General features: G+C 56.9%; 7 protein-coding genes. 4 read left to right on the forward strand and 3 right to left on the reverse strand.

Annotated elements, in window-relative coordinates; all coding sequences use genetic code 11:
- Positions 1-12 precede the first annotated feature (12 nt).
- Genes tssK through Q1A51_RS10790 form a run of 4 tightly spaced genes read left to right on the forward strand, consistent with a single transcriptional unit; the run spans position 13 to position 6,690 of the window.
- Positions 13-1,347 (forward strand): type VI secretion system baseplate subunit TssK, encoded by a 1,335-nt coding sequence (tssK, locus tag Q1A51_RS10775; RefSeq protein WP_299596238.1) that lies wholly within the window; start codon positions 13-15, stop codon positions 1,345-1,347.
- Positions 1,344-2,690: a type IVB secretion system protein IcmH/DotU gene (gene icmH, locus Q1A51_RS10780; protein ID WP_299596235.1), complete on the forward strand. Its 1,347-nt coding sequence runs from the start codon at positions 1,344-1,346 to the stop codon at positions 2,688-2,690. Before tssK ends, icmH begins: the two co-directional genes overlap by 4 nt.
- 2 nt (positions 2,691-2,692) lie before the next feature.
- Positions 2,693-6,241: a type VI secretion system membrane subunit TssM gene (tssM, locus tag Q1A51_RS10785; RefSeq protein ID WP_299596232.1), complete on the forward strand. Its 3,549-nt coding sequence runs from the start codon at positions 2,693-2,695 to the stop codon at positions 6,239-6,241.
- Entirely contained in the window at positions 6,223-6,690 is a 468-nt protein-coding gene (locus Q1A51_RS10790; RefSeq protein ID WP_299596229.1) for a TagF domain-containing protein, read from the forward strand. Before tssM ends, Q1A51_RS10790 begins: the two co-directional genes overlap by 19 nt.
- Here Q1A51_RS10790 and tssI read toward each other — a convergent pair.
- The 3 genes from tssI to Q1A51_RS10805 all read right to left on the reverse strand — a co-directional run bounded on the left by tssI (position 6,677) and on the right by Q1A51_RS10805 (position 12,336).
- Positions 6,677-8,989, reverse strand: coding sequence for a type VI secretion system tip protein TssI/VgrG (gene tssI / locus Q1A51_RS10795; protein WP_299596226.1), 2,313 nt, complete (start codon positions 8,987-8,989; stop codon positions 6,677-6,679). The two genes, Q1A51_RS10790 and tssI, sit on opposite strands and share 14 nt — an antisense overlap.
- Before the next feature lie 93 nt (positions 8,990-9,082).
- Positions 9,083-11,476: an ImcF-related family protein gene (locus Q1A51_RS10800; protein WP_299596223.1), complete on the reverse strand. Its 2,394-nt coding sequence runs from the start codon at positions 11,474-11,476 to the stop codon at positions 9,083-9,085.
- Positions 11,473-12,336, reverse strand: a complete 864-nt coding sequence (locus tag Q1A51_RS10805; RefSeq protein ID WP_299596219.1) for a M15 family metallopeptidase — start codon at positions 12,334-12,336, stop codon at positions 11,473-11,475. The genes Q1A51_RS10800 and Q1A51_RS10805 overlap by 4 nt, the downstream gene beginning before the upstream one ends.
- Positions 12,337-12,341: the final 5 nt, after the last annotated feature.

Raw genomic sequence — 12,341 nt, forward strand, 5'->3', positions numbered from 1 at the left:
ACGATAAGTCATATGAACGACGCCAACCGCGTGATCTGGTCAGAGGGGCTGTTCCTGCGGCCTCAGCACTTGCAGCAACAGGACCGCCATACCGACGCTTTGGTACGGGGTGCGCTGCAGGCGCCAGAGCATCAGAGCTACGGCTTCACCCTCCTTGAGCTGGACAGCGGCGCGATTCAGGCGGGACAGATCGGACTGGGTGAGGTACAAGGCATTTTCCCGGATGGCACACCTTTCCTGCTTCCCGACATGAGTATCGGAATCAAGGCCCGGCCAGTATCCGCAAGCACGAAGGCGGGCGTCGTCAAGCTCGGCATTCCGGCACTGCAGCCCGGCATCGCAACAATGGACCCCGAGAGCGGCGGCGCACAGGGGGCGCGATACTTGGGACAAATCACCACTGTCCGAGACACGATCAAGGGCGGCGCGGACCCGGTAGAGATCGAGGTCGCTCGTCTTGCGCCCAAGCTCTTTCTCCCTGACGATTCAACGGACGGTTACACAGTTCTCCCGATCGCGCGCATCGATGGTTTGCTTGCTGACGGGTCGGTTGCACTCGACCCAGATTATCTGCCCCCTGCCCTCGCTACCGCAGCGGCCCCATGGTACGCCGCCTTTTTACAGGAGGTGTTGACCGGTCTCGACCGGATCGCGCAAGCCCATGGTGGCGTTGTGATGGGCGGTGCAGGCGCATCTGTCGAAAACCTGCTGATCCTCGAGCTTGCCAACGCCGCCCGTCCGCGCATTGCGCATATGATGGGTCAAAACCTCTTTCATCCGTCTTCTTTGTTCCTCGAACTTGCTGGATTGGCGGGGCGGATGGCGACGTTCGGATCATCAGCACGCACGATGACGGAGCTGCCAGCTTATCAGCATGAAGATCCTCAGGGCAGTTTCATGGCCATTGCAGACACCCTGCGGTCGCTCATTCTGTCGTTACGACACGTTGAACAGAAATCCATCGCTCTTAAGGTGGCCGGCCACTCCAAAAACGTCTGGACGGTCCGTTTGGATGACAGAGGGATCATAAATGATCACCGGATTGTACTGCGTGTTGGTGGCGATATGTCGGAAGCGCATCTGCGCAAGATATTTGCAGAGCAGGCCACAGTGGGTGCTGCGGATGAGTTCGACACGCTTTGGAAATCCAAGCTGACGGGCATACCACTGAAACCACTGCATTCGCAGCCTCGCGAAATTCCATATGATGGTGAACGTCTCTGCCTCGAACTTGACCGCGCTTCTGACCACTGGGCCAAGCTTGCCGATGCGCCGGGTTTTGTTCTCGGGGTTGCCGGTAAGCTCGAGAAAGAGCCCTTGATTGATTGCTACGCGGTGAAACGATGACGGATGAGGATCCCTTCGGTCTGGAAACGGACGCCGGGCGCACACGCATCCGTCCTGCGCGCGCGAAACCGTCACCGCCTTCGCCCATACCGCAAGTCGGAGCCGTTGATACGTCCGCACGCATGCGCCAGAACCGTGCGGGCGACAATCCACTTCTGTCAAACTTTGGGCTGCTGCTGGGGTTGGCACCGGAGCTTGAGCGGGCGCAACAAGTTGAAAACCCTGAAACCTTGCGCACCCGGCTATTGGACAATCTGACATACGCTCGCGATGGCGCTGTATCGGCGGGTGTCCCGCTCGCCCGTGCTGACCAAGCGGCCTGGTTTGTCGGTGCTCTGCTAGACGATATTGCGCTCAACACCCCTTGGGGCGGACAGTCGCATTGGCCCGCTCAGCCACTTGTCGCGTCGCTCTATGGAGACGTGGACGCAGGCGAGCAATTCTTCGTGCGCGCCGAAGACCTGCTGAGATACCCTGAACGTGACCCGAACTTGCTGGAACTGGTGTTTCATTGTTTGTCCTTCGGCTTTCGCGGCGAACATCGCAGCACAGGGGCCGCAGGTGACGGCGCTTTGTCTCAAGTTCGAGCGCAAATGGCCCGCCAACTTCGTGACCTCGATGCAGAGGCCGCTCCCTTGTCCCCCAATTGGAAAGGTGTCGTGGCCGCGCAAGAGAAGGAGAAATTCATAATCCCGGTTTGGGCCATGCTGGTGATCGCCTCCGTTGCAATGCTGCTCAGCTATGTCTTTCTGTCGATGCGGCTTTCGGATCAATCCGAAGTCCTCTACACGGCCGCAGGTGCCCTGCCCCCGTTGCAACCAGCCGAGATTTATCGACCAGTTCGGGATACCGCGCCGATCCCCGAAATTGAGCTTGAGGTGGTTAGTCTCGATATGCTGCCGCTCTTTGCGGCGGCGGCTCCCCAAGATGATCTCTCAGCACTAAAAGGTCGCGAAGATGTATCGCTTACGGTCCTTGCTGTTCAGGCAACGAACCCAGAGGTTTTTCGCTCCGCCAAGGCGGACTTGAACACAGAATATCTGGATCTTGTGCATTCCATTGCAAAGGTCATCATTGAAAATCAGGAATTCATCGGGTCGGTAACAATCCTTGGTCATACCGACAATATCCCTGTCCAACGCTCGAATCCATTCGGATCAAATCAGCGATTGTCCGAGGCGCGGGCGCAGACCATTGCCGATATTCTGATTTCCCAGGGCGTCTCCATCGACTTGATAGAGGTGCGTGGACGCGCAGCCACAGAACCAATTGCAGACAATGCGACGTCAGAAGGAAGGGCACAAAACCGCCGGATCGAGATCCTCCTTGGAAAGAAGGTCTAAAAATGAAGATCCTGAAAAAGCTCTTTGGTTTCCTCTTTTCCCGCTTCTTGTGGACCCTTTTTGGAATCGCGCTTCTCTGTGGCTTGATTTGGTCCCTGGGTGGGATTGTGAAGATCGGCTCGGTTGCACCGCTGGAATCTGCCGTTGCGCGGATCGTGACCATTGGTCTGATCCTGATTGTCTGGCTAGTATCCATGCTGCTGCGGCAAATGCGAGCCGCGCGGGCCAACCGCGTTTTCGTCACCGACCTCGCCGCACCACCTGAGCCCGAGGAAGGAGCACCAGGCGACGCCAACATCGCCGAGATCGAGGGCAAATTCAAAGGCGTGTTGGATCAAATGAAGCGGTCCAAACTTGGAGGGCGCAAATTCCTGCGTGACATGCCCTGGTACGTGATCATCGGCCCACCTGGTACAGGCAAAACAACCGCTTTGCGGCAATCCGGTTTGCATTTTCCGATTGATCTGTCCGACGACCTAAAAGGGATTGGTGGCACGCGAAATTGCGACTGGTTCTTCACTGAAGATGTCGTTCTGATTGATACGGCCGGCCGATATGTTGAACAGCAAAGCGACTCGCAGATCGATGCGGCAGAATGGTTTGGCTTTCTCAAGATGCTCAAGAAGCACCGCGGAAGAAGAGCTCTGAACGGGATTGTCCTCACCCTATCCGTCAATGATCTCTTGGAAGGCGACGATTCAATCCGGGAACACGGGCGGATCATCCGGGCGCGTCTTGCTGAATTGAAAGATGAACTTGGCGTCGATCTTCCTGTGTATCTTCTTCTGACCAAGACCGATTTGATCCCAGGCTTCGAAGCCTTCTTTGGCGATCTGACAACGCGCGAACGCGAGCAGGTTTGGGGCAGCACTTTCAATGTCGAGGCCAGGCTGGACCCGGAAATCGTAGATCGGGAGATGAAGGCCCTCCTCACCCGGCTGGAGAGCAAAAGTACGGCCCGCATTGCCGAAGACCTCCCGATTGAGGAACGTGCACAGGTGTTCCGCTTTCCCACCCAGATGGACACGCTCACACGTCCATTAAAACTGCTTTTGGATGTGGCATTTGGCGAAAGCCGTTACGAAGAAGCTGCGCGCCTACGCGGATTTTACTTCACATCCGCCACGCAGGAAGGTTCTCCGCTCGACGCAATGGTCGCTGGTATGGCGCAGAACTTTGGGATGCCAGCGACACAAGCCGCGCCTCGTCGACATGGAGATAAACGGTCATTCTTCTTGCGGGACTTGATGACTGACCTGATCTTTCCAGAGGCCGGCCTGGGCACCTTCGATGCCAAATCCGTGGCTCGTCACCGTTGGCTGTGGCGTGGAACTCTTGGGGCAGCCTCATTCGCAACACTCATCGCGATCGGGCTTTTTGTGACCTCTTATGTGCAACAATCCCGCGCTATTGGTGCCTACGAGGACAACCTCAAGGCTTTGGGCCCGCGCCTCTCGAACATTGCGTCCCGACAGGCGCCTACCGATCCGCTTGATCTCAACCTCGCCCTTGATGCGGTAAGCGAAGTGGCACGCGCAAACACTGTGCGAACTGCCGGTCTCCTGTCTTCTATCGGCCCCAGCGCGCAAGAAGACCGTGAGCTTGCCCAAAACATCGCCTATGAACGGGCCCTTGATCATATTCTTACACCACGGATGGTTGCCCTGCTCGAAGCAACGATGTGGCGTCAAATCCGCGACCCCGAATACTTGCTGGGCGCGCTCAAGACCTACCAGATGATGACTGGGCTCGCGCCCTTTGATGCCGACTTCGTCACTACTTGGTGGCAAGAGGAATTGCCGCAATATGCGCCTCTGGATCCTTTCGCGGGTCCGGAAGCCGCCCAACACCAACTGGCCGCCATTGCCATCATGCAGACCCAAACGGAACGGCCCGACCCGGATGCGCAACTGGTCAACCAGGCGTTGGAGATTGTTTGCACCATTCCAATCAGCAAACGGGCATATGCGACCTTGATGAATGACCCGGACGTTGCCGGGCTGCCCCAATGGATTCCGGCAGAGCATATGGGGCCAAACGGGCAGCAGGTCTTTACGCGCTTGTCAGAGAAAACACTGCGCGTCGGCATTCCCGGAGCTTTCACCTATGACGGTTTTCACACCGTTGTTGCCCCGCGTGTTGGTGCTGTGGCTGTTCAGGCGGCGCTGGATCGCAGTGTATTTGCAGGCGGTTGCCCTGAAAGCGCGGGCGCTTCGGAACGCAGTATCGAGGCGGATGTAACAAAGCTCTACTTCGACGATTACATCGAAGCCTGGGACGGGCTTCTGCGTGACATTCGGGTTAGTCCGATTACGGATCTGGAACGCGCCCGGACCAATCTCAAAGACCTTGCGGGATCCGACAGTGCGCTCCAGCGGTTTTTGACGGCTGTGGTTCTCGAAACGGATCTCACTGATCCCCGCGACGATGGGCAAGTTATTGATGTCACGTCCGGTTCTGGTTTGTTGGCGCTCGCGCGCAAAAGAATCTCTGGTGTGGCGCGACTGACAGACGATGCAAGGCTCGCCGCCTCAGGCATCGGTACCGATGCTGCCTTGGCTGAAGCGCTAGAAGGGCGTCCTGTTGCCGACCATTTCGCCCCTTTGAAGGCCACTGTAAAAGAAGTGGACGGCAATCCGCCCCTTGTGGGCGATACGATCGCCGCGCTGCAGGCGCTTTCAAACGAAATCCAAGTCATTGCAGCCAGCCCGCAACCGGAACAAGCATTGGCCAGATCCGGTGGTCTGTCTGTGTTGACCGGTGCGGTTGCCAACGAAGCACGTATTCTGCCTGATCCGGTTGACGACTGGATTGCCGGGATCGCGGCGGATGCCACGGCCGTCAGTCGCGATGGAATCGTCGCGCAACTGAATGCGAGCTGGCGCGCGGATGTGCTCCCCTTTTGCCAAAAGGCCACGCGTGGGCGATATCCTTTTGACCGATCGAGCGGAATTGACGTGAACATCCTCGATTTTGCCCGACTGTTTGGCGCTGGTGGCTTGATCGATGGCTTCATCGAAAATGAGTTGAGTGACTTTGTGAACACAAGCAACCGCCCCTGGCGGTGGCAAGCGGACTTTGGGCTCAGCGATGAGGCGCTCGCTCCCTTCGAAAATGCCAGGGCCATTCGAGATGCCCTGTTTCCTGGTGGGGCTGGCCCGTTGATCGGCTTTGTCCTCGTTCCTCAGGATTTGTCGGCAAATGCTGCTCGTGTCTCGCTTAATGTCGATGGTCAACTGCTGACCTACGCACACGCCGCCGCAGCAGCCCAACCTCTCACATGGCCCGGGCCGAACGGCAGCAACATGATAACGCTGTCCTTTGCACCTCTTGATACCGGCGTGGAGGTTGTACAAACGCAAACCGGTGCGTGGGCAATTTTGCGTTTGTTCAGTGAAGGCGGTCTCTCACCCAGTAGTTTGCCCGAGGTGTTCAACCTCAATCTTTCGCGCGGCGGCTATACGGCCAGCTTCCAGCTTCAGGCCAACTCCGTAGAAAACCCATTTGACCTGAAGGTTTTCTCCGGATTCCAATGCCCCGAGTCCTTTTGACTGGTTTTTACGGCAAACTGCCACGGCACGGAGATTTTGTATCACGTGGATTGAAGCCGGGCGTCAAACGGGCGTTGGATCAATTGCTTACAAAACTTGCAACCGCAGATCTGCCTGAAGATGGATTGCGGGCAAGCCTTTGTTTCGAAAACCAGATGTGGCTTGCGCTCATTCTGCCCAGTTTCGATGCCCCGGGGCGCTTCTTCCCACTCGCGGTCATGGTCCCTTTCGTGGACGAAAGTTTCCAAGGGGCCGAGGCCCGCTGCAAGAACCTGAGTTCCATTGCTCAAAGCGCAACATCCGGTGCGCGGGACGCGGATGAATTGTTGGGGGCGCTGCCAATGTTGGAATTCGGCGCTGAGATGCCAGGAGTGCCAGAGGCGATCTGGACTTCGTCAACACCTCCGACCCCGTTGGCTCAGGTCTTGTCAGACATCAGTTCTGATTGATCTTGCTGCCTTTCAACGTGATTTCACCGCCTGCCTTGATGTTGATTTTGCCGGACGCATCCAAAGTGATGTCTTTGCCCTCAATGGTGATGGTGCCATCCTTCTTGAGAATAACTTCAGATTTTCCGACCTTCAGGGTGATGCTGTCATCAGCGGCTTCCAAAAGAAGGTTCTTGTTGGATCGAAACGCGGCATCATCCTCAGCACTATGGAAACACTTGCCAGTGACCATGTAGGTGCCTTCACCTTCGACCCAGAAGCTTTGGTCGGCTTTAACCTTTATCTCTTGTGATTTGCCGATGCTGACGGATTGACCCCCATTGATTTGCCAGCTGTCATCTCCTGAAACCCCGTGCTTCTGGTATGCCCCCACCGTGACGGACCGGTATCCCGCAACGGTATTCGATTGCCACGCTCCGACCGCGCGGCTTTCCATGCCTCCCACCTTAATGTTTCGCAACCCACCGACAGTGATCTTCTGATCAATCAGAACATATTGCGAGTGCCCTTGCATGATCTGTTCATCACTGTCGCCGTCTACCGTGATCGTTTCATTCCCACCGACATGCAGCGTGCGATTGTCTCCAACAGTCTCGTGATCATTCGCCCCAATCTGAACGGTGCGGTTGTTTCCAATGCCAGTGGACTTGTCATTGCCGACCACCTCCGCTCGATCATGCACAATCTCCTGTCGCGCATCATTGCCAACTTTCTGGAAGGAATCATTGCCGATCTCTTCGCGAAAATTGTGCCCGATATCCCGGCCTTCATCGTTCTTGATCAGTTCGTTATGGTCTTTCTGCGCTTGGAAGTAGACCTCTTCCGACCCCGCCTTGTCTTCAAACCGCAATTCGTTGAAGCCGCCTCCGCCAAGCGAACTGTCAGATTTCCACCCCGACTGAGTGGCATTTCCCGGCAAGGCATAGGGCGGCATTTGCGACGCATTGTAGACCCGACCCGTGATGATCGGCTGATCCGGGTCGCCTTCCAAGAAATCAACAATGACTTCCTGCCCGATCCGCGGGATCTGAATGAAGCCATAGCCCGATCCGGCCCAAACGGACGACACCCGTACGAAGCAGGATGAATTCTCGTCTGACCCACCCAGGCGATCCCAGTGAAACTGGACTTTTACGCGGGCATATTCATCAGTGAAAATCTCTTCTCCCGACGGCCCAACAACCACGGCGGTTTGCGGCCCCCGCATGACCGGTTTCGGGGTTCGGCGTGGCGGGCTGTATTCTTCGGTTGTTGGCGTCAATTCAAATTTGACGACATAACCTTCTTCGACGTTCTGTTCCCCCGCCCCGTACTGACCGTCCCAAAGTGTATAATCCGCAGACAGCACCGCGTATTCCGTGACATCACCTTCGCGAGGAAAATCTTCCAAATCAAAGATCATTCCAGAATTTACGCCTATCACGGTCGCAATCGCCTTGGCCCGTCCCACTGGCGACTTCAACTCCTGCATACGCAAGAGCGAAAGATGGTCACCCCGTGAGAGCTCGTCGAAGTTGCCGGGATAGTGATAGCGTTCCAGATCACCCAAATCATGCACGCCAGGATTGGTGCTTTTTGACATCAAATCCGCGGATGGTTTTGTAAAATCGTAATCTGTCTGGGCAACCTCGCCGGTCGTCACGCGGGCGGTCCAGGAAAACTCTGTAATCCCTTGCGTGTCTTCAACCGCAGGCGACAGGTCAGGATAGTAGCGTATGCTCTCATGCCCTGCCCCCGGTGCCAAAGCCGACAAGGTATCCACCAAAATCAGAGTCTGATCCGCGTCACCGTACTCGAAAAAGAAAAAGATCCCCTCGTGCTCCATCCAGCGCATCACGAAGTCGAGGTCGCTTTCACCGTATTGCACACAGTAAGGGATTGGGTCGTAAGTTGCCTCCAAACGGTTCTCAAACTTGGCGACAGAGTAGGCTCCGAAGACCTCTTCGAGAATTTCAACAATGCTTAAATTCTGAAAAATCCGGTTGTCGGTCGACTTTGACAGAAACCAGAGCCACGGGCGCAATGTGGCTGAATAATAGGCGTCCACGCCTTCCAGCTTGGTCAGTGAAAACTCCGACACGTAACCGCCCAAATAGACTGGTTCATCATCGCCCAGCCCAATTTCGATGTTCATCGGCTGGCCCAGCACGTCGTCGACAGGCAAAGTCGGATCATCACTGAGCATCTCGACCACGAAGCGATAGCAGTCACTGACGGCATCGCGCCCAGTCATTTGCGAAAACAAAAGTGTTTCCGGGTCCAACGGCCCACTCAGCCTAAACGCGCGTCCTTCGGCCATGAAATGCCTCTCGCAATCAGATCAACTCAAATTAAATTGGCGAAACCGCCCACTACAATACCAGTAACATACAGCAAAATTATTGCTTCGTCTTCACAGCTGAGACGGACAGGCAAAGTCCGCCATCAGAGGCCGGATCGAGACAGGGTTGACCGGCTCATCAAACTGTACTTCCAGAAAAATTCGACCGGTCTCATCCCTCAGATCGACCAGAAAGCGCCGCCCCTCGTCACGCGGTCTGACCCGCACGCCATCCAACATCCTGTGCATCCCCCAGGCGCCGGGATGTGACAGCAGACTGCTTTCGACGCTACCGTTGAATTGCACCGCCACACCCTGTTCAGACACTGGACCAGGCCACGCAAGGCGACTGGCGGCACCCGACGCACGCAATGACGCCGTTTGTCCGCCCAATCGAAAACTGGCCTGTCCGCGCTCCGCCAATGTGGCAAGCATCATTTCTGCCCCCAAACCCTTGCCGCCGAACAATCCGCTGCTGATCGCCATACTTTGTTCCAGAAACGTCGCGCTCTCCGGCGAAAGCCCAGCAAACCGCGCTTCGGTCTTCCAGCGCCAAGGCCCATCCTCTGTCTCCAGATTGGGACGCGCATATTGTGCGAAGAATTGGGGAAGCAGCCCTTGCTGACCAAAAAAGTTGGTCGTGATTGCCACCGGTACTGCGGCACCTTCTCCAAACGGATAACGCCCCTCCAACTCCGCCTGACACGCCGCCTGAATCCGAGTCCATTGTCTGGAGATTGGCGTATCATCTGCGACCACAGGCGCACTGATTTGCGCAAGGGTATCCTCGACCAACTGCACGACAAGCCGAGGGGCAGCACGCAAAGACTGAATTGAGCGCGCCCGCTCGGCCACGGCAAGGATGGCATGATCCCCGCGCGCCGCATCTTGCGAACGCGTTACCAGCGCTACGTTTACGGCGGCAAACAGCGCGGCGATCTCTTCCATCCGCCCCTGTTCGACGTACTGAATTGCCGGTCCAAAACTGCGCGCAATTTCGGTCTGGAACGGCCGTGGGCGGCTGCGATCTCGCCCACCAATTTCTGTCCAGATCTCTTCAAACAAAGCAGACAAGGGCGATGTGGCCTGCGATAGAGTTCCGGAAACGATGATCGCTCGATCAGGATCATCAAAAGGTCGCACCCGCAGATCGGCGAGCCATTTCGTCCAGGCGTCAATCGTTTCCGTCTGGAGCCGTTCCATCACCAGGTCGACTGTGCCGTTCTGCTGCGGCAAGGGGCGACCAAACAAAGCTTCCGTCACTTGCCTGCTTTTCGTCACGGCGACACCAGCGGAAATGGTTTGCGCCCGGTCCCACCCCTCCCGAGTGTAAAGGCCAGGCACCTCCAAAGGAGTGTCGCTGCGCCGGATCGCGACATCCAAAAGGTTGGGCAGGGCCTCTGACGCTGACCATGACGGCAGGGACAACACATCGGGCGCGCGGATCATCTCCAACCAGGTCCGGTCCACTTCACTGGCCTCCGTGGCGATGGTGCGGGCCTGCTCCAAGAGCACTGCCTCGGCAGGAACAAGCCCCTCAACCGGACCAGTCAGTGATGCAATGTGCTCTGAAAACCCTGAGAGCCCGAGCGCTTCTTCCCGCGCTTTTGCCCATCCAATCAGGAAGGTTGGTTCCCACGCGGTCTGCCCGGTCAGAATACCATAGGCGCGCAAGCTATCATACACCGCCAGACCTTGTCCCTCCGTTGCCAAGGCAAATTCTATCGCATCCGCCAAAAGTGGGCCGATGGCCCGCGCAGCCGCTTGGCGATAGGAGGACTCCGCAGCTCCTCTCGCGTCGGCAAAAGGCAAAGTCAGCACATTGCGCAACGGCGCTTGGACTATCGCTGCTTCTACGTTTTTCAGATCGCCGGACAGCGCGCCAAGGCGCGCCAGGATAGCGGCGCTCTCCCGTGTTTGCTCCAACTCAAGGGCGTTCTGAAATTCCGAATAGGCTGCATACGCTTGCGCATGAAATCTTTGTTCCAGCCATGCCAGATAGGCCGCCATCCCAATCACCGCGGTTACAAGTAAAACCGAAAGCATCGGAACGATGCGAAGTCGCGCTGCCTTGGGTCTGGACTTTCTCCGGACTGTTGCAAGCACATCGGACAAAAGCGCTTCCAGTGCAGTATAATTCTGGTCCTGCGCGATGCGCCGAAACTCCCGCAGATCAGCTTCGCTGACATCTCGTCCCTCAAAGATGGTCTGCTGAGCCAAGGCCCCCCACTTGGTAATATCCGTCTTCGGCAACGCCCTGACCCTGTGGTCAGCAAAAACGGCCAAGGCCATCCGGGCCGGTCGCAAGGTCACAGTCGGTTCCCCCGCCCGTTCCGCACGTTGCGAAAACCTTCTCAAACGCACCGCAAGCTCGTCCACGAGGCGCGGCACATCACGTGCGTCTTTCGGACCAAGGCCATCGACGAACTGTCGAAATGCGGCGGCCTCCTCCTCCAGCGCCGTCATAGCAAGCCTTCGGCGGCCCATTTGCGCAAAGTCTCCACACCAACTTCAAAGTGCATACTGTCTTCTCGTGAATAGGTCGCGCCCCAGTACCAGCCTTCCTCATTGAAGAGTTCAGCGATCAGAAGCAGCCCGAACTGTGTGGATCCATCACCGAACCCGTCGAGTCGCCCTTTGAGTTTCAGGTCGATTGCAGTTCCCCAGGAATGGTTGGAGATGCCGGTACTCGACCCCCTGATGAGACGCGCGCACAGCGCCCCGGCCGTGCCAATAGCGGCATGGATATCCGGTTCCTGCTCTTGCAACCGCTTCATGATCCGTTCCAGAGAATCCAGCGCCGGACGGATCATGGTGACTTTGATTGGACCGACTTGCCGGGTTTCCAACAAGGCGCGCAGGCTGGGATTGGTGACACTCTGGCAATTCACGCCATAAGTTTGACGAGGATTGCCAAGGACTTCGCGCATGATCCTGTTGCGAGGCTGCGAGATATTTTTGTTAAACCGCTCGTCGGCAAGGATCATCTGTTCGGTCATGTCCTTGGTTTCGGAATGCTCGCCGATCTGGTCAAAACCGCGCAAACTGGTGGGAGAATTGACAACTGCAGGCGCGCGATTTGCCGCCTCGCGCGCGTCGGCCAAGGCTTTGCGTAATTCTTCGATTTGCCGCTTGGCCGCTTCAATCTCTACGTCCTGCGCCTCAAGGGTACGGCGCAGTTCACGCACTTCGACGGTTGCTCTGTTCAACCGCACCAGCGCGCCACCATCTTCGACCTGCAAGACCGCACCGACCAGGGCAAAAGCCACGGCACCGGTAACCAAACCAATGGCAACTATTGTCGCTGCGACCAAGTTCGCCTGCACGCGCC

Source organism: uncultured Tateyamaria sp. (assembly GCF_947496075.1).
Classification (GTDB): Bacteria; Pseudomonadota; Alphaproteobacteria; order Rhodobacterales; family Rhodobacteraceae; genus Tateyamaria.